General features: G+C 38.8%; 22 protein-coding genes and 8 tRNA genes. 13 read left to right on the forward strand and 17 right to left on the reverse strand.

Translation table 11 applies throughout. The features are described from left to right. Positions 1 to 274 precede the first annotated feature (274 nt). The 5 genes from PAND9192_RS05205 to PAND9192_RS05225 form a co-directional block, all read right to left on the reverse strand. The gene (locus tag PAND9192_RS05205; protein ID WP_087852830.1) at positions 275 to 487 is read right to left on the reverse strand and encodes a YMGG-like glycine zipper-containing protein; all 213 of its coding nucleotides are present in this window, start codon (positions 485 to 487) and stop codon (positions 275 to 277) included. 165 nt (positions 488 to 652) lie between these two features. Continuing rightward, positions 653 to 1090: a DUF2787 domain-containing protein gene (locus tag PAND9192_RS05210; protein WP_087852831.1), complete on the reverse strand. Its 438-nt coding sequence runs from the start codon at positions 1088 to 1090 to the stop codon at positions 653 to 655. A gap of 72 nt (positions 1091 to 1162) precedes the next feature. Continuing rightward, the gene (locus PAND9192_RS05215) at positions 1163 to 1708 is read right to left on the reverse strand and encodes a hypothetical protein (RefSeq protein ID WP_087852832.1); all 546 of its coding nucleotides are present in this window, start codon (positions 1706 to 1708) and stop codon (positions 1163 to 1165) included. A gap of 11 nt (positions 1709 to 1719) precedes the next feature. After that, positions 1720 to 2097 (reverse strand): hypothetical protein, encoded by a 378-nt coding sequence (locus tag PAND9192_RS05220; RefSeq protein ID WP_087852833.1) that lies wholly within the window; start codon positions 2095 to 2097, stop codon positions 1720 to 1722. Positions 2098 to 2161: 64 nt separating this feature from the next. Further along, positions 2162 to 3361 carry a site-specific integrase gene (locus tag PAND9192_RS05225; protein WP_087852834.1) on the reverse strand — a complete coding sequence of 400 codons (1200 nt, stop codon included), beginning with the start codon at positions 3359 to 3361 and terminating at the stop codon, positions 2162 to 2164. A 169-nt stretch (positions 3362 to 3530) separates the two neighbouring features. Here PAND9192_RS05225 and PAND9192_RS05230 point away from each other — a divergent pair, with 169 nt between their 5' ends. Together PAND9192_RS05230 and PAND9192_RS05235 are read left to right on the forward strand one after the other, a co-directional pair. Continuing rightward, complete coding sequence (locus PAND9192_RS05230; protein ID WP_087852835.1) at positions 3531 to 3764, forward strand: hypothetical protein; 234 nt, start codon at positions 3531 to 3533, stop codon at positions 3762 to 3764. 202 nt (positions 3765 to 3966) lie between these two features. Then, entirely contained in the window at positions 3967 to 4287 is a 321-nt protein-coding gene (locus tag PAND9192_RS05235; protein ID WP_087852836.1) for a hypothetical protein, read from the forward strand. A 1669-nt stretch (positions 4288 to 5956) separates the two neighbouring features. Here PAND9192_RS05235 and PAND9192_RS05240 read toward each other — a convergent pair. The 8 genes from PAND9192_RS05240 to PAND9192_RS05275 all read right to left on the reverse strand — a co-directional run bounded on the left by PAND9192_RS05240 (position 5957) and on the right by PAND9192_RS05275 (position 7029). Then, positions 5957 to 6041 (reverse strand) — tRNA-Leu (locus PAND9192_RS05240). A 20-nt stretch (positions 6042 to 6061) separates the two neighbouring features. Beyond that, positions 6062 to 6135: transfer RNA gene (locus tag PAND9192_RS05245), tRNA-Cys, on the reverse strand. Positions 6136 to 6187: 52 nt separating this feature from the next. Continuing rightward, positions 6188 to 6274, reverse strand: a tRNA-Leu gene (locus PAND9192_RS05250). 170 nt (positions 6275 to 6444) lie between these two features. Beyond that, a tRNA-Gly gene (locus tag PAND9192_RS05255) sits at positions 6445 to 6520 on the reverse strand. A gap of 16 nt (positions 6521 to 6536) precedes the next feature. After that, positions 6537 to 6610, reverse strand: a tRNA-Cys gene (locus PAND9192_RS05260). A gap of 52 nt (positions 6611 to 6662) precedes the next feature. After that, positions 6663 to 6749 (reverse strand) — tRNA-Leu (locus tag PAND9192_RS05265). Positions 6750 to 6863: 114 nt separating this feature from the next. Continuing rightward, positions 6864 to 6939, reverse strand: a tRNA-Gly gene (locus PAND9192_RS05270). Between the two features lie 16 nt (positions 6940 to 6955). Beyond that, positions 6956 to 7029: transfer RNA gene (locus tag PAND9192_RS05275), tRNA-Cys, on the reverse strand. 547 nt (positions 7030 to 7576) lie between these two features. Between PAND9192_RS05275 and nirB the strand changes: the two genes are divergently transcribed. From nirB to cobA, 4 genes are all read left to right on the forward strand, one after another. After that, positions 7577 to 10126, forward strand: a complete 2550-nt coding sequence (gene nirB / locus PAND9192_RS05280; protein WP_087852837.1) for a nitrite reductase large subunit NirB — start codon at positions 7577 to 7579, stop codon at positions 10124 to 10126. Then, positions 10123 to 10449, forward strand: coding sequence for a nitrite reductase small subunit NirD (gene nirD, locus PAND9192_RS05285; RefSeq protein WP_087852838.1), 327 nt, complete (start codon positions 10123 to 10125; stop codon positions 10447 to 10449). The genes nirB and nirD overlap by 4 nt, the downstream gene beginning before the upstream one ends. Before the next feature lie 111 nt (positions 10450 to 10560). Then, positions 10561 to 11379, forward strand: coding sequence for a nitrite transporter NirC (gene nirC, locus PAND9192_RS05290; RefSeq protein WP_087852839.1), 819 nt, complete (start codon positions 10561 to 10563; stop codon positions 11377 to 11379). Between the two features lie 38 nt (positions 11380 to 11417). Continuing rightward, on the forward strand, positions 11418 to 12242 hold the full coding sequence (gene cobA / locus PAND9192_RS05295) for a uroporphyrinogen-III C-methyltransferase (RefSeq protein WP_087852840.1): 825 nt from the start codon (positions 11418 to 11420) through the stop codon (positions 12240 to 12242). A gap of 90 nt (positions 12243 to 12332) precedes the next feature. Here the strand turns inward: cobA and pgsA are convergent, their stop codons facing one another. From pgsA to uvrY, 3 genes are all read right to left on the reverse strand, one after another. Next, on the reverse strand, positions 12333 to 12890 hold the full coding sequence (pgsA, locus tag PAND9192_RS05300) for a CDP-diacylglycerol--glycerol-3-phosphate 3-phosphatidyltransferase (RefSeq protein ID WP_061000453.1): 558 nt from the start codon (positions 12888 to 12890) through the stop codon (positions 12333 to 12335). Between the two features lie 133 nt (positions 12891 to 13023). Then, a complete protein-coding gene (gene uvrC, locus PAND9192_RS05305; protein ID WP_087852841.1) occupies positions 13024 to 14877 on the reverse strand; it encodes an excinuclease ABC subunit UvrC in 1854 nt (617 codons plus the stop codon). Further along, on the reverse strand, positions 14877 to 15521 hold the full coding sequence (uvrY, locus tag PAND9192_RS05310; RefSeq protein ID WP_061000441.1) for a UvrY/SirA/GacA family response regulator transcription factor: 645 nt from the start codon (positions 15519 to 15521) through the stop codon (positions 14877 to 14879). The genes uvrC and uvrY overlap by 1 nt, the downstream gene beginning before the upstream one ends. Before the next feature lie 662 nt (positions 15522 to 16183). Here uvrY and PAND9192_RS05315 point away from each other — a divergent pair. The 5 genes from PAND9192_RS05315 to PAND9192_RS05335 all read left to right on the forward strand — a co-directional run bounded on the left by PAND9192_RS05315 (position 16184) and on the right by PAND9192_RS05335 (position 23342). Next, positions 16184 to 16735, forward strand: coding sequence for an ECF-type riboflavin transporter substrate-binding protein (locus PAND9192_RS05315; RefSeq protein WP_087852842.1), 552 nt, complete (start codon positions 16184 to 16186; stop codon positions 16733 to 16735). 2 nt (positions 16736 to 16737) lie between these two features. Next, on the forward strand, positions 16738 to 18432 hold the full coding sequence (locus PAND9192_RS05320) for an ABC transporter ATP-binding protein (protein WP_087852843.1): 1695 nt from the start codon (positions 16738 to 16740) through the stop codon (positions 18430 to 18432). A 2-nt stretch (positions 18433 to 18434) separates the two neighbouring features. Beyond that, a complete protein-coding gene (locus PAND9192_RS05325; RefSeq protein WP_087852844.1) occupies positions 18435 to 19277 on the forward strand; it encodes an energy-coupling factor transporter transmembrane component T family protein in 843 nt (280 codons plus the stop codon). Positions 19278 to 19648: 371 nt separating this feature from the next. Further along, positions 19649 to 20611, forward strand: a complete 963-nt coding sequence (locus tag PAND9192_RS05330) for a TAXI family TRAP transporter solute-binding subunit (protein ID WP_087852845.1) — start codon at positions 19649 to 19651, stop codon at positions 20609 to 20611. 127 nt (positions 20612 to 20738) lie between these two features. Then, positions 20739 to 23342, forward strand: a complete 2604-nt coding sequence (locus PAND9192_RS05335) for a TRAP transporter permease (protein WP_087852846.1) — start codon at positions 20739 to 20741, stop codon at positions 23340 to 23342. Positions 23343 to 23399: 57 nt separating this feature from the next. On the opposite strand, the gene lgt is transcribed toward PAND9192_RS05335, so the two are convergent. After that, positions 23400 to 24200: a prolipoprotein diacylglyceryl transferase gene (lgt, locus tag PAND9192_RS05340; protein ID WP_061000428.1), complete on the reverse strand. Its 801-nt coding sequence runs from the start codon at positions 24198 to 24200 to the stop codon at positions 23400 to 23402. A gap of 297 nt (positions 24201 to 24497) precedes the next feature. Here lgt and PAND9192_RS05345 point away from each other — a divergent pair, with 297 nt between their 5' ends. Together PAND9192_RS05345 and PAND9192_RS05350 are read left to right on the forward strand one after the other, a co-directional pair. Continuing rightward, positions 24498 to 24890: a hypothetical protein gene (locus PAND9192_RS05345; protein WP_087852847.1), complete on the forward strand. Its 393-nt coding sequence runs from the start codon at positions 24498 to 24500 to the stop codon at positions 24888 to 24890. A gap of 225 nt (positions 24891 to 25115) precedes the next feature. Beyond that, positions 25116 to 26495, forward strand: a complete 1380-nt coding sequence (locus PAND9192_RS05350) for a TolC family protein (protein ID WP_087852848.1) — start codon at positions 25116 to 25118, stop codon at positions 26493 to 26495. The last annotated feature ends 4 nt before the right edge of the window (positions 26496 to 26499 follow it).

Raw genomic sequence — 26499 nt, forward strand, 5'->3', positions numbered from 1 at the left:
ATTGTAAAAATCACATCTCCATTATTATTACTATCGTGTGATTTCGCACAAAACATAGCTACACACTCTATTAATAAATAATATTATTGGTATTTTATCGGTTAAGTATCTCAATTTATGATTATATGTTTAATGGTTTGTATATATCCCCAACGGTACTATTGCACACACAACAATAATCATTAAATATCAGTTATTTAATTATACTTCTAATTACGAAAAAAGAAGATAGCAGCCAAAACTACCATCTTCTTTATCTTACTTATTACATAACTTAATCGTCATCACTACCAAGCACATAGCCAAGTGTGCCACCGATCCCTGCACCAACAGCCATTCCCACAGGGCCAAAGAAGCGACCAATAGCAATACCAGTCACGGCTCCTGTAATAGCACCTTTACGTGATGCCCTAATTTCGTAACGTGTTTCATCTTTATCTTTGCTCACAACAACCGAAGCTGTTAATAAGCTTCCTCGATTATTCATTGCTTTACCTCTTGTTTACCCAACGGCTGGTGTATCCGTTGGGATTGTTGTTAAAACGAAAAACGCCAGCGCATCACACCTTGTAACTCATGGTGTAATGCACTGGCGCTTACTATGGTAAAGAGCAACGTATGCCCTCCTGTCCTCGTCCTGTCCTTCAGAACGTCATTGGTTTTCTACTGTTACTTTGATTTCGTCAAACGCTTCCATCTCGACATAAGCTACAAAGTTGTGTTCCCACATTTGATAAAACTCAGCAACTCGACTATCTGTTATTACTTCTTCCCAACTGTATAAAACGCTTGCTCGATTATTATCAAAGTCAAAATCAACTTCCTTAGCTAGTTCAGGATATGGGTAGCCAACATAGCTAAAGTCCGTGATGTAGCTAAAATGCCATTGACCATTTTCCTGTTCGATACGAATTTCAACAGGATGCCAGCCACCACTTTCAGCACTGTACCCAGTGTCACGAAAATTGAAGGTTAATGCTGACGTTGATGTGGTAGGTAAATTATGTTGAGTAGCGATGGTTTGTAATTTCTGCTGCAAATCTACTGTTACAGGCAGCAGCAATCGCTCAACGTTAAAAGTCAAGTGCATACATTTTCTCTTTAGATTTTGGTGTGGAAGGTACTCAGCGAACGTGAGTGGTATGAATGGTGTTGATGTGGGTTAATTAATGTTAAGTAACTTAGTTTTACGGTTTTCATAATCAGCTGATAATTTATGCGTAAAAACGCTCTTTTCAGATTGAGCAAGCAAGCCAATTTCCTTACTACGAAGTACAGCAGCAAGGAAAGCCGCATTATTTGTATTAGAGCCGATAAATATCGATTTTAAGATGGTGCTTTTAATGGGTTGGTCTTTCATTGCATCAAGCACTTCAATAATGGCATTCACTGAAATCCATTCCTTAGAGTGCAAACCGCCACCTTCATTACCACTTAAACGAATGTGAAGTGACTCATCATCATCTTGAGTAGCAATTTGATAGAACACATGGTTTTGCGTCTTTGGGCTTAACTTTAATGCTTCGCCATTGTCCACAATTAATGAGTAACCTAGTAGATGCTTATCAATTGCTGGTACTTCAGGTTTTACTTCCTTTTGTACAGCTTCTTCAATCTCAACGTTATTTTGTGTGTCTTTCATTTCTAGCGCATCAATTTCAGCCACGTTATTTTCCAGTGATACATCATTTTTCTTTCTGTTAGACATGGTAATTCTCCTTAATTATTTAGGTGGATTTTCAATTCATTAACGATATGGGTTTGGCTCAATTTTGATGCAAATACATAACAACCACCGCCATCACTTGTGAAAATAGCGAGTGCAAGCAAGTGACTATCACTAATAGCATCAACGAACTCAGGGTAGTTTTTTACAAATCTCAGCATCGATTGAGCAGCTTCATCTTCCTGACTTAATGACTCATCGCTATCACTTGGCTCAATATAGTAGAGCGTTGTATTGATTTCATTCCATGTTGCTTGTGTTACTTCGATATCGAAATCAAACGGCTCAGTAAGGTTGTGTATTAACGCTTGTTCAATGTCAGGTGCTAACCCTAGTTGAGCTATGTCGTGAATATTTTTAATCAGTTTCATTTCATTTTCTCCAGATACAAAAACGCCCCATGATCGAGTGATCATGGGGCGTTTAATTGTATTTTCACTTACTGTTATCTAGCGGATTGTAGTCGGTTATTAAGTTAGACAAGCGTTGTGACGTTTCCCGTTGCTTACCTTCACTTAACTTGGCATAACGCAGCGTACTTTCAATACTTCGATGGTTTAACAACTTCTGCACTGAACTAATGTCCATCCCATTTGAAATCAAATTACTGGCAACAGAATGTCTAGCAGTATGAAAAACTACTTCATCAGGGGTATCAACATTAGCCCGTTGCTTAATCACTTCAAACGCATAGTAAGGACGATAAATAGGCTTCCCTATCTTTTGTCCAGGAAAGACATACGGGTTATTAGTCACTTTCGGTATGTTGTTGAGTATATCGATCATCAATTCAGACAGGTAAACGATGTGATACGAACCATTTTTAGTTCTTGGTATTCTCATCACCTTATTATCTAAATCAATATCAGCCCACTTACGCAGCCGCAATTCAGACTCACGACATCTCATCAAGAACAGCAGTGCGATAAACGAGCCACTGCTTTTACAATGATAAGACAGTGCAGCATGAATGATTTGCTTGGTTTCACGAACATCACAATAACGAGTTCGAGCATTATCTTCAGGTAACAATGCCACCCGTTCAGCCACATTCGGTATATCAAGCAATTGCGAAGCTAACTTACCCATTGTTTTTAGCAACGCAATAACACGGTTACACGTTGCCGGAGCATAGGCATTTCGATGTTTTGTTGCCGTATTCATGGATAACTGAATTTGCATAACATGGTTAGCTGTCAGCTCGTCATAACGCAGGAATGATATAGAATTACAATGATAACTAAAACGCTGAACATCATCTTTCCATGTACGCTTACGTTTCTGCGCCAACGGCAAGTAAGTATTGTTAAAGAAGTCACCAATGGTTGGCATCTTCTGGGATAACTCCCTTGCCTTCTTGGGATCACTTCCTTGAGCCACTTCAGCTTTATATTGCCTAGCAATCTTACGAGCCGTAGATAAATCAACGTCTGGAAAGCGACCTATAGCTATGCTGGTTTTCTTGCCATTGATTTGATAACGCAATAAGAATCGCTTACTGCCTGTCTTACCCGATAAGCATTTTAAGCCTGTTACATCCGTATCGGAAAATTCAAGCTCTGTTGAAGGTGAATCTATTGGGTTACATGGTAACGACTTGAGATTGGTGGTGGTAAATTTAAACTTCTTTTTCATGCTAACTCCAATTTAGGTAGCAAAATCAAAGACGTAATATGAGTTTGAAGTTAATGTTATTACGGAAAGACAAAAAATTATCACTATTTAAAAAGTAAACCGCCCCAATCCAAGAATCAGCCCCTTTTATTCGGTATGAATTTTATGCTCTCAAAATATAAGGTATAGCATGAATAACCTTCAAAAAATTTATGAAAATGAGATCCTCAATTATTTAAAAAATAACAGCCGTTATAATCAAACAAAAGAACTTTGCAGCTTCAATGCCCAAGAAGGAAATAGATATAACCATAAACTCATGATCATCGGAAGGGCTGTAAATGGCTGGGGAAACGATTTTTCTTTACAAACATTAGAGCCTTCAAATTTAGCACAACAAGTATATAAAAAAACCAACGAATGAAACATGCTCACTTCAATGGGTTATTGATGGTTGGGGTAATACAGAAGACTACAATACTGCTAAATCTGCATTCTGGCGAATAACCAAAAACATATCGAAAGAGTTTAATATTTACGGCGACGATATAGACCATTGGGCTTCTTACATCGTATGGTCAAACTTATACAAAATAGCACCAAGCAATGGAGGGAACCCTAGTGACATGTTATGCGATGAGCAGTTTGACGGTTGTAACCAGTTACTCCAAGAAGAACTTCGGTATTATCAACCTCAAAAAATACTATTCTTAACTGGGTTTAATTGGTTTGAAGGTTTTCTCACCCAAAACATTAAATGGCTAACTAAAATTGATTCTGAGTCATTCGTTGATGCTTACGGAAAATTAGAAATAGAAGGTAACATTATCGATTTTGTTATTGCAAAGCACCCTCAAGGCAAAAATGAAAGTATATTTAATGATTCAGTATTAGCTAGTTTCAATCAACTAGAATCCCCAAATACTCCGTTAAAAATATATCAGTAAGTTTCTTTGTCGCCATTATATTGAATCAGGAATGGCGACAAAATTCACTGTCAACCAACTCAATAAACACTATCAAAGCCATAAAATTCCGTACTATCACTGTTATATTCTAATCTCCACTAGAATTACTCAGAGCTACACATAAGTAGCCAGAAATCACGAATAGCCTATTTCAAAGGTTATTAGCATCAGATCATTTATCAAAAAACATGATTAACTTAAATTAATGACAAGGAATATTAATAATATGTAATTTCAACAAAATGAATCAATCAATGTGTGAATTGATATGTACTTACCCCAACGACATTAATCAATACACAAACATAATCATTTAATATCAATTATTTAAAATCAACCATCATTACGAAAAATAGAAAAACTATAACTGTTATCTTCATTTCGACATAACACTAAATCAATTTATAGCTAAAACTATTTATGCAGTTTAATGGCACTCTAACAACGCTAAATAGCCAGCTACCACATCACCACCAAATAATCTCTTGGCATACCAGATATGGACATTTAAACGCCTTACAAGCGTTGGATAATGTTGGAATTTACAGGACAAAAAGTTGACAAGAAAAAGACATAGATAATTTTTTAATTAAGCTAGAAACAACAAAGCCACAGTGTGATGAACTAAGGCTTTATCGTTTTGACTAAGACCGAAGGAAACTAGTTTTGAATATTCAAAAGATAGCACTAAAAAAACTACTGGTAAAAAACGTTGTTTTTACAAAAATGCAGATTTTAATTATTACCACAAATAATGTAATCCAAAATGTGATTTTGGCATATTTTAAATTTCTACACGAATTTTCATAACTAATTCTTGAAGCAGTAAGGTTAACTTCAGATCGAATACGCTGACGTCTACCAGGAATCAAAATATTCTTAACACCCATACTCACCTCAAATAAAATAAAGAATAACGCCAAGAAACAATATTCTTAACATATATTTCAATGCTTCTGTGTTATTTCTTTCGGTTAACAAACTCAAGTCAGCAGAACGATCATCATTCTTATTCATTTTATAATTATTATATAATCCAAACATATAACAGCCTAACTCAAAAATATTTAGACTTATGATATACCAAAAAAATCATATCGTTAATTAAAAAATGTTGCATATTATTATGACTTATAAATCACTCCGAATGTTACCGATACTTAAGGAACCCTGAATAACGAGCTAACTAAAGTCCATCATCTCCCATACTACAACCACTAATATTCACAAGGAAATAATGAGGAATACCATCATATTTGTTCCAGACTCAATCCTGTACTTTCAAGGCTAATATATTTTTGAATAAATAATTGTTAATCATTCTATCTCGTCGATGACGATACACTCGCCAAAACTGACCGCGCAATTTAATACAGCACCGTCCTATCAACCATATCCCCATCCCCCCCGCACAGTACCAGATATGGACATTTAAACGTCTTAACAAGCACTAGATTATGTTGGAATTTACAGGACAGTAATCGGCTATGAATTTTCAACACGACCGGATATGAGCAGGAACGGCAGTTTTACGAAGTGGTTTTAACGGAATGGGACAGGAAGTTGACCAGAAAAGGACAGGGCTAAGTTTTTGATTAGTCTAGAAACAATAAAGCCTCAGCGTGAGCTGAGGCTTTATTATTTTAATTGGTGCCCGAGGACGGACTTGAACCGTCACTCCCGAAGGAAACGGATTTTGAATCCGTCGTGTATACCAATTTCACCACTCGGGCTTTTATTCTCACAAAGAGAATGGAGGCGCGTCCCGGAGTCGAACCGAGGTACACGGATTTGCAATCCGCTGCATAGCCACTCTGCCAACGCGCCAACGTTACTAGGTTGCCCTAGCCTGTTGTTAATCACTTAACAACCTAATAGATGGTGCCCCGGGCCGGACTTGAACCGGCACAGCGCGAACGCCGAGGGATTTTAAATCCCTTGTGTCTACCAATTCCACCACCAGGGCACGCAATTTCTTGCGATGGGTAAGACACCATCTGTAAATACCGCCTAAGCCGTATTCTTTAATTTGGAGCGATACACGAGGTTCCCGATCTTGTAAACTCAGGCGTGACCTCAACATTGTTGAGTCACCTCTTGTATTGCTGAATACTGACAACGTCAATATTTCTAAATTGGAGCGACACACGAGGTTCGAACTCGTGACCTCAACCTTGGCAAGGTTGCGCTCTACCAGCTGAGCTAGTGTCGCATATTCTCAAAGAGAATGGAGGCGCGTCCCGGAGTCGAACCGAGGTACACGGATTTGCAATCCGCTGCATAGCCACTCTGCCAACGCGCCAACGTTACTAGGTTGCCCTAGCCTGTTGTTAATCACTTAACAACCTAATAGATGGTGCCCCGGGCCGGACTTGAACCGGCACAGCGCGAACGCCGAGGGATTTTAAATCCCTTGTGTCTACCAATTCCACCACCAGGGCACGCAATTTCTTGCGATGGGTAAGACACCATCTGTAAATACCGCCTAAGCCGTATTCTTTAATTTTTAGCAACATCTACGTTGCTGAATACTGACAATATCAATATTCTTAAATTGGAGCGACACACGAGGTTCGAACTCGTGACCTCAACCTTGGCAAGGTTGCGCTCTACCAGCTGAGCTAGTGTCGCATATTCTCATAGAGAATGGAGGCGCGTCCCGGAGTCGAACCGAGGTACACGGATTTGCAATCCGCTGCATAGCCACTCTGCCAACGCGCCATCTTGTAAAGAAAAACATTCTTTACTTACCTTAGCAAGTCTCCCCGCTGCGGTATGTGGTGTAATTTACTGATTTTACGGACTGAGTCAATGAAAAATTATCACTTTTTATTTAAGTGGTCATTTTCCGTTACATCAACCTAAAAATCAGCCCATTTCTGATCAAAAACCATCCGCATCAAAATAACGATGCCAAATTTAAAGGTTATCAATACTTACTTTAGTAGGATTTGTTTTTTATATGGTGTACTGAGCTTTACATTCTCCTCCCCTAACACTTCCTTTGATTACTTATACTATTAACTATTTTGATAATAACTTATCAACAAAAACATCATTAATGCGCCATCTAAACAGCCTATCACTAAAGTAACGCTGTTCTTTTATATTCAACCTCTCTAAGTAAGAGGCAATAATTACAGCTAATTATTTGATTTTAAAGCATACCTCTTTAGGGTTATTTAAAGTTGGATTTGATTTACATCATTTTTATTCTACGGAACTCTGAATAAGATTATTGCAATTCACTATGTTGTTAAGAGGATTTATGAGCAAAATCAAAATAGCTATTATTGGCAATGGCATGGTTGGCCACCGCTATATCGAAGAGCTAATCGATAAAGCCGACATGGATAAGTATGATGTCACTGTCTTTTGTGAAGAACCACGCGTTGCTTACGATAGAGTTCATCTCTCATCTTATTTCTCTCACCATACAGCAGAAGAACTATCTCTCGTTAAGCATGGTTTTTATCAAAAGCACAATATTAATGTCTTATTAGGTGAACGTGCGATCACGATTAACCGCGACCAAAAAATTATTTACTCAAATACTGGTCGTGAGGTTAATTACGACAAATTAGTGATGGCAACAGGCTCTTATCCTTGGGTACCCCCCATCAAAGGCAATGAATCGAAAGACTGTTTTGTTTATCGAACCATTGAAGATCTTAAAGCAATTGAAGCAACTGCTAAACACAGTAAAAGTGGCGTTGTTGTTGGTGGTGGTCTTCTTGGTTTAGAAGCTGCCGGCGCACTTAAAGCATTAGGTGTTGATACTCACGTTATTGAATTTGCTCCAGTGTTGATGGCTGAACAACTAGATCCTCACGGTGGCGCGCAACTACGGAAAAAAATCGAACAACTTGGTGTTGTGGTTCATACCGGTAAAAACACTCAAGAAATTATTCCTCAAGGCCAAACAGCACGTAATACTCTCGCTTTTGCTGACGGCACCTCGCTTGAAGTAGATTTCATCGTTTTCTCTACTGGTATTCGCCCGCAAGATAAACTCGCTAATAACTGTAACCTAACGTTAGGTCATCGTGGCGGTATTGCGATTAATGATCACTGCCAAACCTCTGATAATGATATTTACGCTATCGGTGAATGTGCATCATGGAACGACATGTTCTTTGGATTAGTTGCACCTGGCTATAAAATGGCACAAATTGCAGTAAGCCACTTATTAGGCGAAGCGCATACTTTTGAAGGCGCTGACATGAGCGCTAAGTTAAAACTATTAGGCGTAAAAGTCGGTAGCATTGGTGATACTAATGGTCGAACGCCTAACAGTAAAAGCTATGTTTACCTCAACGAACAGCAAGATGTGTATAAACGCATTATCGTTTCAGAAGACGGTAAACAACTATTAGGTGCAGTTTTAGTCGGTGATACTGCTGACTATGGCAACTTATTACAGCTAAAACTCAATAATATTGAATTGCCAGAAAATCCAGACAGCCTAATTTTACCTGCACATGCTGGCGCAGAGAAACCAGCAATGGGTGTAGATTCTCTTCCTGATAGCGCTGTAATGTGCTCATGCTTTGATGTGACTAAAGGCAAAATTGCAGCAGCAGTTGCTGAAGGCCACACAACACTTGGCGAAATAAAAGCGGTTACTAAAGCAGGTACTGGCTGTGGTGGTTGCATCCCTCTGATTACTCAGGTCCTTAATAGCGAACTAGCTAAAGCTGGTATTGAGGTTAAAAATCACCTATGTGAGCACTTTGAGTATTCTCGCCAAGAGCTATTTCACCTTATTCGTGTCGAAGAAATCAAATCTTTTGAAGCTTTACTTGCCAAACACGGTAAAGGTTACGGCTGTGAAGTCTGTAAACCAACAGTCGGCTCTATTTTAGCGTCATGCTGGAATGAATACGCATTATCACCACAAAATACACCATTACAAGACACTAATGATGTCTTCCTTGGCAACATGCAAAAAGATGGTACTTATTCTGTTATTCCACGTATGGCAGGTGGTGAAGTCACTCCAGCCGGATTATTAGCTTTAGCACAAATTGCTAACGATTATCAGCTCTATACCAAAATTACCGGCGCACAACGTATTGGTCTATTTGGTGCCCAAAAAGATGATTTACCACAGATTTGGCAACGTCTAATTGAAGCTGGTTTTGAAACAGGCCAAGCCTATGCCAAAGCACTACGCATGGCAAAAACCTGTGTTGGTAGTACTTGGTGTCGCTTCGGCGTTCAAGACAGTGTTGGCCTTGGGGTTCAACTTGAAAATCGATATAAAGGCATTCGTACGCCACATAAAATGAAATTTGGCGTCTCAGGTTGTACTCGTGAGTGTGCCGAAGCACAAGGCAAAGATTTAGGCATTATTGCAACCGATGCTGGTTGGAATATGTATGTCGGTGGTAATGGCGGTATGAAACCGCGTCATGCCGATCTTCTTGCCGCAGATCTCGATACTGAAACTCTGATTAAATACGTTGATCGCTACTTAATGTTCTACATTCGTACTGCTGATAAATTACAACGTACTTCAACATGGTTAACCAGTTTAGACGGTGGTGTCGAATACCTTAAAGAGGTCATCATCAACGATAAACTAGGCCTTAATCAACAACTTGAAGCCGATGCTGAAAGATTAATTGCCAGCTATCACTGTGAATGGAAAACCACACTCAGCAACGAACAGCAATTAAAGCGATTTGCACATTTTATTAATAGTACCAAACGTGATGATAACGTAGTTTTTGTGCCAGAGCGTGACCAACACCGTCCTGCAACTATTAATGAAAAAGCCACCACCTTTAACATTTCATTGGAGGAAAAAGCATGAATCAGTGGGTTTCTGTGTGTCAGCTTGATGACTTAATTCCTGGGACAGGTATCTGTGCTTTAGTTAACGACCAGCAAGTAGCCATTTTCCGTCCAGATAGCAGCGAACAACTGTTTGCTCTAAATAATAAAGACCCTTTTGCACAATCAAATGTGCTCTCTCGTGGTTTAATTTGCCAACATCAAGATCAACTCTGGGTTGCAAGTCCACTCAAAAAACAACGCTTTTCGTTAATTGATGGTCATTGTCTAGAACAACCTGAGATCAAGGTCGCTTGTTACCAAATTCAAGTACAACAAGGTCAAGTACAAGTCCATTTGTAATCAGAGCAGTAATGAGTTTGGCAGTGATTGCCAAACTCTTTTGCCATAGGTTGAAACGCAAAAAAGTTATCAATCTATGACAAACAGTTTTAATTACTACAGGGAAAACGTATGTACACTGATACCATCAAAAAATGTTCCGCTAATGCCGCTCGTATTGTTGAATTTGCACAACACGAAAAATTAGGATTTTGGCTAAGTTCTGCTATGGCAGGCGCTTACGTTGGTTTAGGTATTATTTTAATTTTTACTTTAGGTAATATGGTTGATCCAAGTATTAGACCACTCGTTATGGGGGCTACATTTGGTATCGCATTAACCTTGGTCATTATAGCAGGATCAGAGCTTTACACCGGACACACTATGTTTTTAACTTTTGGTGTAAAAACAGGCCAAATTACTATTGCTGATACGCTACGTGTATTACCGCAAACATGGATGGGTAACCTTTTAGGCTCTGTCGGTGTTGCGCTATTGTTCTTCTATGCTGGCGGTGGTCATCTTTTAAATGATAGCAACAGCTTACTAAACAATGTCGCACTCGCAAAAACAGCAGCACCAGCATCAGTATTACTGTTCAAAGGTATTCTTTGTAACTGGCTTGTTTGCTTAGCGATTTGGATGTGTCAACGTGTTGAAGGCTCGGCTAAATTTATTGCTATTTGGTGGTGCTTACTTGCCTTCATCGCTTCAGGTTATGAGCACTCAATTGCGAATATGACCATCTTTGCTCTATCTTGGTTTGGTGCTCATAAAGAAGCATTCACCCTAGCGGGAATTGGCCATAACTTACTATGGGTAACTATTGGTAATACTATTTCTGGCGTGGTCTTTATGGGTTTAGGTTATTGGTTTACTACACCAAAAGCACAACGTCCAATCATTGATTCGAAAGAAAAAGATCGTCAACCTCAACACCAAACTGCTTAATCATACCCATAATAATGACACAGCCTTGGAGCATAGCTATGCCACATCAAGACACCTTATATAGTTTACCGACATCAACAACTATCGGTAAAGTGATCCTTGTCGGTGCCGGTCCTGGCGATCCTGACTTGCTAACGGTAAAAGCAATGCGTTTAATTCAACAGGCTGATGTCATTATTTATGATCGGTTAGTCTCTGATGAAATTATTGCGTTATTTCCACCGCATAGCCAATCAATATTTGTTGGTAAAGAGGCTGGAAATCACTGTGTACCTCAACAACAAATAAACGAATTATTAGTTAAACATGCGCTTGCAGGCAAACAAGTCATACGTTTAAAAGGTGGTGATCCGTTTATTTTTGGTCGTGGCGGTGAAGAGTTAGAGGCATTACTGCCTTTTAATATTCCTTTTGAAGTAGTACCCGGGATCACAGCAGCATCTGGCTGTGCTGCCTATGCAGGTATTCCATTAACCCATCGTGATCATGCCCAAAGTGTGCAGTTTATTACCGGACATTTAAAACAAGGCCAAGATCAAATTGATTGGTTATCACTGGCACGTGCAAAACATACATTAGTGTTTTATATGGGGCTTAATCAAAGTAACGTCATTCGTCATAAACTCAGTGCTTATGGAATGTCTCTTGCGACACCAATTGCTATTATCGAACACGGAACTACAGCTCAGCAACGTGTTTTAACGGGCGAATTAGCTCAAATAGAAACCTTAGCGAAGCAAGCAATAAGCCCTGCATTAATTATTATTGGCAGTGTGACCCAATTATCACAACAACTTAATTGGTTCCAGCAACAAGCTGATTCAATTACGCACAGTAACCACAGTCAGCAACTTTGTGGTTAAGCAATAAGTTATAATTTATCAGCAGTAATAAAAATGGCGAGCTTATTAGCTCGCCATTTTTTTATCTGTAAACCAACCCTTAGGTTTTTATTAGTGATTATCTGCGTTTAACAAATCACCTTTTGCAGCTTTAAGATATTGCACCATTGACCAGTACGTTAACACCATTGCAATGTAAAGTGATGCGTAACCTAGCCATACAACATACTCATGTGGATGCCATAACAGTAATAATAAAGCAAACATTTGTGATGCTGTTTTTACTTTACCTACCCATGAAACGGCAACACTTGCACGTTTACCTAACTCAGCCATCCACTCTCGTAATGCTGAAATAATAATTTCACGGCCAATCATGGTGATCGCTGGCACAGTCACCCACAATGTATGGTAATGCTCAACCACCAGCACCATTGCAGTAACAACCATTAATTTATCGGCAACAGGGTCAATAAATGCACCAAAACGGGTTGTTTGATTAAGCTTACGTGCAAGATAACCATCAAACCAATCGGTTACACCTGCAACCCAAAAGATTAACGCAGTAACAAACGCCGACCATTCATAAGGTAAATAAAAGGCAATAACAAAAAATGGGATTAGAATGAGTCGGATAAAACTTAAAATATTTGGGATTGATAAACGCATAATTTTATTCTTATGTTCAAGATCTGGGCTTAACATACAACTTAGACTACTCTAAAAAATGAAAAGAGTGTGCCTTTTCTGTAAATTCAACCAATTAAAGTACTGTGGCAATGATAACCTTCAAAGCGACAGACTAACCATGTTGCAATGCATCGACTATTTTTTCCGCTAAAGCTAAACTGATACCAGGCACTTTAGCAATTTCTTCTTTATTTGCTTTTTTCAGTTCTTGCATTCCACCCATGTATTTTAATAAAGCCTGACGCCGTTTAGGTCCAACTCCCTCGACATCTTCAAGTGTACTACGTTTTCTTACTTTTGCTCTCTGGGCACGGTGACCACTGATCGCATGATTATGACTTTCATCTCGAATATGTTGAATTAAATGCAACGCGGGAGAATCACTCGGCATAGAAAATTCTTCACCGGTTACAAAAATTAGTGTCTCAAGCCCTGGTTTTCGAGTAGTTCCCTTGGCAACACCCACCAGCATTGGTCGTTTAGGCCACTCAGCAATATAAGGTTTTACAACATCATACGCTCTTGAGAGCTGACCTCTACCCCCATCTATGAAAATTATGTCTGGAATTTTATCTAATTCGATGTTTTTACTGTATCTGCGCTCTAATACTTGTGCCATTGCTGCATAATCATCGCCGCCAGTAATACCACTAATATTATAGCGACGATATTCTTGCTTTAATGGGCCTTCTTGGTTAAAGACCACACAAGATGCCACGGTCTTTTCGCCCATGGTATGACTAATATCAAAACATTCCATGCGTGAAATAGGTTTTAAGTTTAGTGCTTGTTGTAACTCAAAGAAGCGCTCTTGAATCGTCATGCGATGATTGAGTTTACTGGTTAACGCCGTTGCAGCATTTGTTTGTGCTAATTGTAAATATTTTGCTCGCGTACCACGAGGATGATATTTAATCGCAATCTTACGTCCAGCAAGCTCTGACAGCGCAGCTAAAATGGCATCACTGTCATCACCGAGTTCTTCACTCAATAAAATCAAGCTTGGAATAACTCGTCCTTCAGCTTGATTAAAGTAAAACTGAGTAACAAAACTTGATAACACTTCCGTTAATGAAGCATCAACCGGCATTTTAGGGAAATAGCTACGACTACCTAAAATTTTTCCCTGTCGAATATACAATCCATGAATACACGCCATACCATTTTGATAAGCAATACCAATAACATCTAAATCATCTTCGTTATCTTGACTAACAAATTGTTGTTCTTGAATTCGGCGTAAAGCTTGGATCTGATCACGATAAACAGCTGCGCGTTCAAAATCGAGTGCCATACTGGCCTGTTCCATTTTTTCGACCATAGTATTGATCACTTGACGATCTTTACCTTGCAAGAACAAACGCACCCATTGTACTTGTTGCTGATAATCCTCATCAGACACTAAACCAGCAACACAAGGGCCTGAACAACGACCAATTTGATACATTAAACAAGGACGACTACGGTTAGCATAAACCGAATCTTCACATTGGCGGATAGGAAATATTTTTTGCATTAGATGCAAACTTTCACGCACAGCAGAAACATCTGGATAGGGACCAAAATATTCACCTTTACGGCGTTTCACACCGCGATGAATAGATAGCCGAGGATGTTTGCTCGCACTTAACAAAATATAAGGATAAGACTTATCATCACGCAATAAGACATTATATTTGGGTAAGTACTGCTTGATATAATTGTGTTCGAGAATTAATGCTTCGGTTTCTGTATGGGTAACTGTCACATCCACTTTACAAATATTTTTAACTAACGCGCGCGTTTTTTCACCGCTAACATTAATACGGAAATAACTGGCTAAACGTTTTTTGAGATCTTTGGCTTTACCAACATAGATTACCTCACCACTGGCGTCGTACATACGGTAGACGCCAGGTTGGTGAGTGACCGTTTTGAGAAAACTTTGGGCATCAAAAACAGTACCATCATCAACATGCTCAGACACTATAATGTCTCAGTATCAAGCATGCCATGACGAATAGCTAAATGTGTTAACTCAACATCACCACTAATATTTAACTTATTAAATAGACGATAACGGTAACTATTCACAGTCTTAGGGCTTAAACTTAATTGTTCTGATATATCGGTAACTTTTTGGCCTTTAGTGATCATCATCATGATCTGTAATTCACGCTCAGACAGTTCTTTAAATGGATTTTCCGAATCGGGCGCGAACTGACTTAAAGCCATTTGTTGAGCAATTTCAGATGAAATATACCGTTGTCCACTGTTAACCATACGAATAGCATTCACCATTTCATCTGGCCCAGCACCTTTAGTTAAATAACCTGAAGCACCAGCTTGCATAACTTTGGTTGGAAACGGATTTTCAGTATGAACCGTTAATACAATAATTTTAACATCAGGGTTGAAGCGCAAAATTTTACGAGTAGCTTCAAGACCACCGATACCTGGCATGTTCATATCCATAAGAATAATGTCCGCATAATTGCTACGACACCATTTTACGGCTTCCTCACCACTGATGGCTTCCCCTACCACTTTAATACCACGGACATCTTCAAGAAGACGTCGGATCCCTGTGCGAACCAGTTCGTGATCATCTACAAGGAATACATTAATCAAGCTGTATCTCCAATATGATTTGGCTCTGCACCCTGCCACAATGGCGGGACAGCTAACTTACTAATACTTATAATTCTACCTCAACTTCGACATTAACCTCATACTGATTCTGTGTATCAGTGCAAAGTTTCACATAAAGTTAAGACTTGACAGTTTACGGTTATCTATTTTTTACGCGCTGTAAAATAATGACCGTTGTTCGATTATTGTCTATTTTATAATAAAAATAAAGCCCCAAAAAATGCGTATGATCATATAGCTCTAATACTATGATAAAAAATAGCCAAATCAGTTATCTATAACACTTTATTAACCTCATTTAATGAACATAAATTAATGCTGCTTATTCTTTAGCCGTCTAGATGTAAAGCATTCCTTTCCTGATTAGATTACGTTATCATAGCGCCGCTTTTGGTTTCACATTTTAAAATTTACTCCGTTTTCATATTGAAAAGACTTACACCGCTCTTACTTAATAATGGATTATTAGTGCTGAGTTACCTTATTAAATAGTAATTACTATCTACGGTACTCTACTGATTGGCTTGGTCTGTCGAATCTGCAACGCGACGATTACTACCATAAGCATTTTTTTAATCCAATTATTGCATTTCATCGATGACAATATGATGTCTCGATGGCTGAGTTAACAAGGTTAAGTTATGAGTCTTTCTGCTAAAACAGTTGTTGTTATTGCAATTGGTGCAGCCCTATATGGCATTGGTGGTTTACCTATGTTCGGTATTCCTGTTTTTGCTAATACTACACTTAAACCTGCAATGGCAGTTCTTGCCTTATTTGCAGTTCTCTTCGGCCCACTGGTTGGCTTTCTAGTTGGTATTATTGGCCACTGGGTAACAGATCTATTTGCTGGTTGGGGCGTATGGTTCACTTGGGAACTGGGCTCTGGCATTGTTGGCTTAATTATTGGTCTTTACCCTATTCTTACTCGTGGTCGTTTAGACATGGGACTTTTTTCTAAGTTTGATTTTAGTCTATTTGTTGTGCTGGCCTTCGTTGCTAATGTCGTCGGCTATGGCTGTTCTGCTTTCCTTGATGCGGTACTTTATGCTGAACCGTTTACCAAAGTACTGGTGCAACTGGTGATTATTGCATTAAGTAATACCGTTATTATTGCCTTTGTAGGCCACTTAATTCTAACGTCAGTCGCTAAACGTAAGCAGCAAAGCTTCAACCTAAAAGAGGCTTATTAATAATGAGTATTGTCTTTAATAATTTTTCGTTTAAATATTGGGCACTTGAAAATCCAACCCTTAAAAATATTAATCTAACAATAAATAAGGGCGAAAAAATTGCACTCGTTGGCCCAAGTGGTTGTGGTAAATCTACTTTAGGTCAATGTCTTAATGGACTTATTCCCCATGCAATAAAAGGCGATTGTAGCGGCGAGTTATACATTAACGGTAAAAATACTCGCAGCTTAGATCTTGATCATTGCACCAGTATGGTAGGAACAGTATTACAAGATACTGATGGTCAGTTTGTCGGCTTAAGTGTGGGTGAAGATATTGCCTTTGCGCTTGAAAACCAGATGATTCCACAGCAAAAAATGCGTGAAATCGTGCAAGCAACCGCCGATATGGTCGATTTAAACAGTATTTTAGATCACTCTCCTTTTGACTTAAGTGGCGGTCAAAAACAACGCGTATCTATGGCTGGTGTCATGGTTGATGACGTTGATATTTTATTATTTGATGAGCCACTTGCCAGTCTTGACCCTAAAACAGGTAAAGCGGCGATTGAAATCATTGATAATCTACATAAAGATTCAGATAAAACAGTGATCATTATTGAGCACCGTTTAGAAGATGTATTACACCGCCCTATTGATCGTATTATTATGATGGAGCGTGGTGAAATCATTGCAGATATGACGCCTGATGAACTATTAGCTAGCCCATTATTACAGCAACACGGTATTCGTGAGCCGTTATATATCTCTGCCATTAAAGCAGCAGGATGTACGATCACCGCTGAAGATAAACCCGCTTATTTTTCAACAATTAATCTTAATAAATTCAAGCCTCAAATTGAAAATTGGTTCCATCAGGTTAAGCAACCACAGCTAGAACCTATCAATGAGGTACTATTAAGCGTTAACAGCCTTAGCTATTCCTATGATGGGGTTCGCAATACCTTAGATGATGTCAGCTTTGATATTCATAAAGGTGAATTTGTTGCGATTATGGGAAAAAATGGCTCGGGTAAATCAACTATCACTCGCTTAATTATGGGCGTGTTAGAAGCTGATAGTGGCACTATTTCCCTTAATGGTAAAGATTTAGCTAATCAATCCATTTTTGAGCGCTGCCAGCATATTGGTGTAGTGATGCAAAACCCTAATCATATGATCTCACACCATATGATTTTTGACGAAGTAGCATCAGGATTACGTAACCGTGGTATGGATGAAGCACAGATTAAAATAAAAGTAGAAGCAACGCTTAAACTTTGTGGTCTGGGACGCTACCACCACTGGCCTGTTGATGCATTAAGCTTTGGTCAGAAAAAACGGGTAACTATTGCAACAATGTTAGTGCTGGAACCAGAGTTGTTGATCCTTGATGAACCAACAGCAGGCCAAGATTACCATCACTACACTGCGATGATGTCCTTTATTCAAGAACTGAATCAAAAACTAGGGCTAACTATTGTGATTATTTCACATGATATGCACTTAGTTCTTGAATATACCCAACGCGCTATTGTCATTGCTGATAACCGCTTACTGACTGATGATAAGGTTAATCATATCTTTAGTCAGCCCGCATTATTAGATCAAGCAAACTTAACCGTTACTAGCTTATATTCATTAGCTCAGGCAATGGGTATTGAGCATATTGACCAATTTATTCGCTGTTTTATCGCCCACGAACTAAAAAATAAATAACCATGAAAAGCAAACATTTAAAATTTGGCATCAGTTATGTCAACACTCACTCTTGGCTGCACGCTTTAAACGGTATTACCAAGTTTGTGTTATTTATGGCGTGGGTAACCATGGTACTGCTGACCTTTGATCTGCGTGTTATTTGTGGATTAATCATTGTGGGATTATTGCTATTAAAAGCTACTAAAATTCCATTTGCAGTCTATAAGCCACTCTTAATCGGTACCGCAGTGGTATTATTAATGAATGCTTTATTTATGTTTTTGATTGCCCCTCAACAAGGCACCGATTACATGCATTCAACTACGGTGCTAGTGCATCTTTTTGGGCACTATAATATAACCCTTGAGACTGTATTTTATTTACTGACTGTTACCCTTAAATATTTCAGTATGTTCCCGATTGCGTTGGTGTTTGTTTTCACAACTCACCCAACGGAATTTTCAGCAAGCTTAAACAAACTTGGTGTACCTTATCGTATTGCTTATGCGGTAAGCCTAACGTTACGTTATCTACCTGAAGTAATGAAAGATTTCACCAATATTATGCATGCACAACAAGCGCGAGGGGTAGATATTTCAAAGAAAGCGCCTGTAATGACACGTATTCGTAACGTTGCAAAAATTCTTGGACCACTGATTTTTTCAAGTTTAGACCGTGCCGATGTAATTTCTAATGCTATGACGCTGCGTGGTTTTGGGCGCAATAAAAAACGTACTTGGTATAGCTTAAAGCCAATGACGAGAAACGACGTTATCGCATTAATCATTATTGCATTAGTGCTTGGACTAGGGATTTTTCACCGTTATCAATCAACAACGCTGTTCTGGTATCCGTTCCATTAAAGTCCACTAAAACTGAATTAAAAACCGTCATTTATTGGCGGTTTTTTTGTTTAAGCAGTTGTCATAGCTAGCTTAATTATTTTCTCAACCTTCTATTTTTAATATTCTTCCTTGTTAACAATATTCACCTCTTTCTCAAATTATAAGAAAAGCAAATTTTTACTTATTGTAACCTTGCCTATTTAACCGTACCTTGTGTTAACAAAAAATAAACTTATTGATCGCCAATCACACAAAACGGTGCTTTTTTATTGCTAATCAGCGTCAATAAACACACTTTATGCATCAACATTAACAAATACAACATCAATGCCATTGTGATAGAAAAATAATAATTATCATCCTGTAATAATCATAAAAAGGACTTTAAAATGAAACGACTCGCAATTATTGTCAGTGCGTTAGGTAGTATTTTTTACCCATCCTTCGCAACTGCAGCAGACAACTTTATTTCTATTGGTACTGGTGGTCAAACAGGGGTTTATTACATTGCCGGACAATCTATTTGTCGCTTTGTAAACCGTACCACTGATACCCATCAAATAAAATGTAATGCCCCGACCAGTGGCGGCGGTGTTGCTAATGTGAATGGCCTCCGTAGCCATGAATATAACTTTGGCATCATGCAGTCTGATCATCAATTTAAAGCCCTTAACGGCTTAGCCCCTTTTCAAGATCATGGCAAAATGAACGATATTCGAGCGGTATTTTCTTTGCAAAGTGAAGTATTTACGATTTTAGCTCGTGAAGACTCCGGCATTCATTCTTTTGATGATTTAAAAAACAAACGGGTAAATTTAGGCAATCCGGGTTCTGGTCAACGTGACACATTTGAGCAAATTTTAGCTGTTAAAAACTGGAATAGTGATGTGTTTAGTTTAGTTTCTGATCTCAAACCAGCAGAACAAGCTCCTGCAATGAGTGATAATAAAATAGATGCGATGAGCTATTTTGTCGGTCACCCTAATGGAGCTATTCAAGAAGCCTCTACCACTACTGACACCCGTTTAATTGCAGTTACTGGACCTGAGATTGATGCGCTATTAAAAGAAAAGAGTTATTTCACTAAAGCGATAATTCCAGGTGGTATGTACCGTGGAAATCCTGATGATACCGTGTCTATAGGCGGTAAAGCGGTATTATCTACTAACGCTAATACTGATCCAGAAATGGTATATCAGTTAGTAAAGTCAGTATTTACTAACATTAATCGCTTCAAGCGTCTGCACCCTGCTTTTGCTGATCTAAAAGAAACCGATATGATAAAAACAGGCTTAACCGCACCATTACACGATGGCGCTGTTCGTTACTATAAAGAACGAGGCTGGATGTAATTTCACCACTAAGCGAGGTAACCTTTTATCTCGCTTGCTCTCTTTTTTACTAATGAAAATACACTACTCACAATGACTTAAATAACATTTTCTATTTTCATTAGTGCCAACTTGTAAGTGAATACATATGGCCCAACAACATCTCTCAAACGACACCATCCTTTCAACCGAAGATCTGATCGCCAAAGATGTTGGTGCACGTTTACCAACAGGAATAATGGCGAAAGTCATTACTTTTTTAGCAATCTCATGGTCACTGTTTCAATTATGGATAGCCTCACCGATACCGTTTATCCTTGGTGTAGGTGTTTTTAATGATACTGAAACTCGCGCAATCCATTTGGCCTTTGCGCTTATTCTAGCTTTCTTAGTCTTTCCTGCGCGTCATAGTTCAGCGACAGAGCGTGTTCCTTACAGTGATATTGCACTTGGTATGATTGCTGCTGCAACCTCATTATATTTATTTATTATGTATAATGAACTCGCTCAACGCCCTGGCAGCCTCACTCAATTTGATTTAGTTATCGCGTGTATTGGTTTACCGTTACTACTAGAAGCTGCTCGACGCGTATTAGGCCCAGCTTTACCGCTTATTGCCCTTGGCTTTATTGGTTATAGTTTTGCCGGCCCTTGGATGCCGGGATTACTTGCTCATCGAGGAGTCCAATTTGCTTCTCTTGCTAACCATCAATGGATCACTACTGAAGGCGTGTTTGGTATTGCCCTTGGAGTATCCACCAGCTTTGTGTTTTTATTTGTGTTGTTTGGCGCTCTACTTGAACGCGCTGGCGCTGGACATTATTTCATTCAGTTAGCTTTTAGTTTATTAGGACACCTGCGTGGAGGTCCTGCAAAAGCTGCGGTGGTTGCATCAGGATTAACAGGATTAATATCAGGCTCATCGATTGCTAACGTTGTTACCACAGGCACATTTACCATTCCGATGATGCGTAAAGTCGGCTTTAGCAAAGAAAAAGCTGGCGCGATAGAAGTTGCATCTTCGGTAAACGGTCAGATTATGCCGCCAGTGATGGGTGCTGCCGCTTTTTTGATGGTGGAATATGTCGGTATTCCCTATATCGATATTATCAAGCATGCCTTTTTACCTGCCGCTATTTCATACATTACGCTGTTATATATTGTTCATTTAGAAGCGTTAAAACTTGGTATGACAGCGATTGAACCCAAACACCATAAACCATGGCTAGTACGCTTAACCAGTTTTAGTTTTGGTTGTGTTTTAATCAGTGGCTTTTCGTTAGCTATCTATTACGGTTTGGGATGGATAAAACCATTACTTGGCGATTATGCGGCTTTTGTGATTGGCGTATTATTAGCCGCAGTATATATTAGCTTGCTCAAAGTAGCAGCCAACCACCCTCCATTACCTGAAGACAATCCTGATGCACCATTGAATGAATTACCAGAAACACGCAGTGTGTTATTAGCGGGTTTACATTTTATTTTACCGGTGGTGGTCTTAGTATGGTGCTTAATGGTCGAGCGTTTATCCCCTGGATTATCCGCTTTTTGGGGCTCAGTAATGCTAGTGGGCATTATAGTAACGCAACGTCCCTTACTGAGTTTATTACGTAAAGATGGCTGTCACTATGGGCATTTTATTGAAGGTAAAAATGATCTGATTGAAGCTTTAATTGCAGGCTCACGCAATATGATCGGCATTGGTATCGCGACTGCAACTGCAGGTATTATTGTTGGTGCGGTTTCTCAAACTGGTGTAGGTTTAATTTTAGCTGATTTAGTTGAAATGTTATCGATGGGTAATTTAATGCTGATGCTAATTTTATCAGCACTATTAAGCCTTATTCTTGGTATGGGATTGCCAACCACAGCAAACTATATTGTTGTTTCTAGTTTATTAGCACCGGTAATTGTCACCCTTGGGCAGCAAAATGGCTTAATTGTTCCTTTAATCGCTGTACATTTATTTGTGTTCTATTTTGGCATTATGGCGGATGTAACACCGCCTGTAGGGTTAGCCTCATTTGCTGCAGCTGCAGTATCAAAAGGCGATCCCATAAAAACCGGTATTACCGCGTTTTATTACAGCTTACGCACCGCGGCATTACCGTTTTTGTTTATCTTTAATACTGATTTATTACTGATAGATGTCAGCGTGACCCATGGCATTATTATTTTTATTATTGCGACAATTGCGATGCTTATTTTTGCGATGGCAACCCAAGGATGGTTTATAACCCGTAATCGTTGGTATGAAAATATCGCATTATTATTGATCTCATTTACGTTATTCCGCCCAGGGTTTTGGCAAGATTTAATCGTTGAGCCTTATCAAAATATTGCGCCAACACACTTAGTGAGTACCCTTGATAAACTATCGGCTGGCGATGTTATTCGAATGCGAATTGCAGGTGAAGATGCTATCGGTAAACACCGTCAATTTAGCGTGTTATTTACAGTGCCAGAGGCTGATTCTGGTCAACAAAAATTGGCAAAAATTGGCATTGAAACTTATCAAAGCCAAGGCAAAACGTTAATTGATATAGTGGCATTTGGTAGCCCTGCTGCAACTGAACAATTGCAATTTGACCAACAAATTGTTGATATTCGAGTCCCAGTGGAGCGTTGGCGTAAAGAGTGGTTATGGCTCCCTGCTATTTTACTTTTTGGTTTCATTGTCAGAAATCAACGTCGACGTTTAACATTGGCACCGATAACAGAAACACCAACACAAACCATAATCGTATAATCAAAAAAAGCCGATCGTATGATCGGCTTTCTCTTTATAGTTATCTTATTTGTTAGATTAGCTATTTTTAGCGTGGTCTAAGCTACGCGCTCTTTGACCTTTAATCACAAAATAAATACCTACCAGAATAAATGGAATACTTAATAACTGACCAGTATTGAGTACTATATCGGTTGAATAATCAGCCTGATGTACTTTAATAAATTCTAATAAGAATCGTACTGTCATCACAAGCACTAAGAACCAACCAAGTAGCAGTCCTTTGTATTTACCAATATCCGTTTTACGGTATAAAGCAAACAATAAGAAGAATATTGCTAAGTAAGAAAACCCTTCATAAAGCATAACTGGGTGACGTGGCACTAAATCAACACGTTCAAACACAACTGCCCATGGCAAATTACTTGGGGTGCCTAAAATTTCTGAGTTAAAGAAATTACCAAAGCGGACAAAGAAACCAAATAATGCTGTTGCAATCGCTAAACGATCAAGTAACCACATACGATCAATAGCATACTTTTTGCTGTAATAATAAACCGCAATGATTAAGCCTAAACCACCACCGTGGCTTGCTAGCCCACCTTCCCATACTGCGAATATTTTCGCTGGATGTGCCCAGTAATAACCTGGATCATAGAACACAACATGAAATAATCGAGCGCCAACAATGATACCGACAACGGCATACATTAATAGTGAATCTAAACTTTCAACAGGTTTATTTTCACGCTCATAAATTGACTTCATAACTTGGAAGCCAAACGTAATAGCGAGCGCAAATAGCACGCCATACCAATGTATCTTTAAACCAAAGAATGACACTAGTATTGGATTAACATCCCAAACAAAATGATTCAAACAAGATTACCTTCTGAGTGAACAATAGCCAAAACAATAGATGCTATCGATAATCATCACAGACTAGCAAGAAAAACCAGCGGGGTGAATAAACAGCAGCTTAATTTTTCAAACTATTTATGATAAATCTGATTAATAATTCGACATGAAAAAAATTATCAAACAATATAGTAAACATTTTAAAGCACCAATATTGGTATTTTATGCATTAATAACACACCAAATAACAATTACTACTTGACGTCAAATAGTAATCATTGCATATAATGATAACTTAACGTTAATTAAAGGCTAAAGATGTACAGTAAACGTCTTCGCACAATTTGGATTACAAGTTTTACGCTGATAGCATTATTGCTATCAAGTGTTGCTGCCAGTGCGCCTTTAATGTCGGTAAAAATGCTCAGCATGAATCATTCAATGATGGTAATGTCATCAACGATGGATTGCTGTGATGATGAATCTATGACACCTCATCAACACCACCAAGCGCCAGAATCACCTCCTCATTGCGATAAAATGGGCGGAATTGATAAATGTTGTTCTATCCCATGTTTAAGTAATTTTGCTTTTCTTCCGAGTCAATTTGAAAACTTATTCCAACCATCAAATCTAACGCTCATCGCTATAGAAAAAACACACCAGCTAAATACTACTACACCGACGTTATATCGCCCTCCGATAGCATAAATCTGTTTAGTCTATTTTTGCTCACGACATCATTATTGTCCGTGATAGATTAATTGCATCTTATGATCTGCATTTTATTATTTTGCAGCAGATCTAAGATCACCATAAGCCTTATTTAATGCAATAGCTGCTCTAAACCGTTATTACTAATAGCTAACTGCGTAATAATAATTAGATCATCACTACTATTGTTTTATATTCGCTTATGGAAGATTGGATTACGTTATGAACGTTACAACTTCTATGTTAGTTCTAGCTATCAGTGCTAGCACGATAATACCAGCAACTCTGTTTGCTTCACCATCAGCAACCGTGACAACAATACAACAATCGCAACAGTTAACACAACTGATCACTAAAGCGATTAAAAACGATGCCAGTATGGCTCAAATTAGTGCTCAGCAACGTGCAATGTATGCAACCAGTTTAGGCAGTAACAGCTTACCTGATCCTAAGTTAAAACTGGGGGTTGGTGGCTTGCCAACAGATAGTTTTTCTCTTAACACTGATCCTATGACCACGCTATCTATTGGTTTAATGCAACAATTTGACCGTGGTAACACCCTTGAATTACAACAACAAAAAGGGGAAATTCAAGCTCAAGCTATTGGTATTCAACACGCTGTTCGTGAACTCGATATTATCAATAAAATGACACAATTGTGGTTAGAATTGGGCTATCAACAATCGGTTTACCACACCTTACAGCGCAACCACCGTTTAGTAATGGAGCTAGTTAATTTCACTAACACTAATTACGCTATTGGCAGTAGTGAAACGCAAGATTTACTGCAAGTGAAATTGCAACTCGCCAAGATAGAAGACAAATTACAAACAAACCTGCAAACACAACATCGCATCATGGCACAACTGTCTGAGTGGCTTGGAGCTGATTGGCTCACAAACAAAACCATTATCCAAGCGTCTAACCAACTATCTTGGCAGCAGCTTAACCAATTAATGCCTCGTTTAACTGCCACCACTCAACATTATTCATTACTGAAACAACACCCGATAGTACAGATAGCCAATAGTGCTATTTCTGCTAATGAAACCCAAGTTTCCATCGTCCAACAAGCCTATAAACCTCAATTTGGCATTGAAGTTATGTATGCCTCTCGCCAGGCCAATGGTATGTCGGGGAAACCTGCACCTGATCTAGTGAGTGCCTATCTCACCATGGATCTGCCGCTGTTTACTGATAACCGTCAAGATCATCATTATGCGGCGGCGCAATATCAAGTGGGAGCGGCAAAATCACAACGTGACCTACTGTTAAATCAAATGAATGCCAAAGTAAATGCCTTACTGGTTGAGCACGATAATTTAAGCCAACGATTATCACGCTATACAGATAGCCTCCTTAGCCAAGCTAAAGCACGTACGCAAGCTGTTGAGCGTGGTTATCAAAATAATACCGCACAGTTTAATAATGTGATTGCCGCCGCAACCGATGAACTAGCTTTAGTCATCGAACAAGCACGGGTTATTACTGATTTGAACATTACTAACAGTAACTTAGCCGCATTAATTAATGGCTTTGATATTCAACCGTTCTCATTGCAGCTTCAGCAATCAACAACCATAAATAATTACAATCAATAAGTAG

Origin of the sequence: Photobacterium andalusiense, assembly GCF_900185625.1 — a bacterium.
Lineage (GTDB): Bacteria > Pseudomonadota > Gammaproteobacteria > Enterobacterales > Vibrionaceae > Photobacterium > Photobacterium aquimaris.

What these genes read in the sequence shown, in the direction of transcription:
- cobA (WP_087852840.1), top strand. Translation starts at nt 11,418, where the DNA reads ATGCCACATCAAGACACCTTATATAGTTTACCGACATCAACAACTATC.
- PAND9192_RS05345 (WP_087852847.1), top strand. Translation starts at nt 24,498, where the DNA reads ATGTACAGTAAACGTCTTCGCACAATTTGGATTACAAGTTTTACGCTG.
- PAND9192_RS05215 (WP_087852832.1), bottom strand. Translation starts at nt 1,708, where the DNA reads ATGTCTAACAGAAAGAAAAATGATGTATCACTGGAAAATAACGTGGCT.
- nirB (WP_087852837.1), top strand. Translation starts at nt 7,577, where the DNA reads ATGAGCAAAATCAAAATAGCTATTATTGGCAATGGCATGGTTGGCCAC.
- PAND9192_RS05315 (WP_087852842.1), top strand. Translation starts at nt 16,184, where the DNA reads ATGAGTCTTTCTGCTAAAACAGTTGTTGTTATTGCAATTGGTGCAGCC.
- nirD (WP_087852838.1), top strand. Translation starts at nt 10,123, where the DNA reads ATGAATCAGTGGGTTTCTGTGTGTCAGCTTGATGACTTAATTCCTGGG.
- PAND9192_RS05230 (WP_087852835.1), top strand. Translation starts at nt 3,531, where the DNA reads ATGAATAACCTTCAAAAAATTTATGAAAATGAGATCCTCAATTATTTA.
- pgsA (WP_061000453.1), bottom strand. Translation starts at nt 12,890, where the DNA reads ATGCGTTTATCAATCCCAAATATTTTAAGTTTTATCCGACTCATTCTA.
- PAND9192_RS05350 (WP_087852848.1), top strand. Translation starts at nt 25,116, where the DNA reads ATGAACGTTACAACTTCTATGTTAGTTCTAGCTATCAGTGCTAGCACG.
- PAND9192_RS05335 (WP_087852846.1), top strand. Translation starts at nt 20,739, where the DNA reads ATGGCCCAACAACATCTCTCAAACGACACCATCCTTTCAACCGAAGAT.
- PAND9192_RS05320 (WP_087852843.1), top strand. Translation starts at nt 16,738, where the DNA reads ATGAGTATTGTCTTTAATAATTTTTCGTTTAAATATTGGGCACTTGAA.
- nirC (WP_087852839.1), top strand. Translation starts at nt 10,561, where the DNA reads ATGTACACTGATACCATCAAAAAATGTTCCGCTAATGCCGCTCGTATT.
- PAND9192_RS05205 (WP_087852830.1), bottom strand. Translation starts at nt 487, where the DNA reads ATGAATAATCGAGGAAGCTTATTAACAGCTTCGGTTGTTGTGAGCAAA.
- PAND9192_RS05210 (WP_087852831.1), bottom strand. Translation starts at nt 1,090, where the DNA reads ATGCACTTGACTTTTAACGTTGAGCGATTGCTGCTGCCTGTAACAGTA.
- PAND9192_RS05225 (WP_087852834.1), bottom strand. Translation starts at nt 3,361, where the DNA reads ATGAAAAAGAAGTTTAAATTTACCACCACCAATCTCAAGTCGTTACCA.
- PAND9192_RS05325 (WP_087852844.1), top strand. Translation starts at nt 18,435, where the DNA reads ATGAAAAGCAAACATTTAAAATTTGGCATCAGTTATGTCAACACTCAC.
- PAND9192_RS05330 (WP_087852845.1), top strand. Translation starts at nt 19,649, where the DNA reads ATGAAACGACTCGCAATTATTGTCAGTGCGTTAGGTAGTATTTTTTAC.
- PAND9192_RS05220 (WP_087852833.1), bottom strand. Translation starts at nt 2,097, where the DNA reads ATGAAACTGATTAAAAATATTCACGACATAGCTCAACTAGGGTTAGCA.
- PAND9192_RS05235 (WP_087852836.1), top strand. Translation starts at nt 3,967, where the DNA reads ATGTTATGCGATGAGCAGTTTGACGGTTGTAACCAGTTACTCCAAGAA.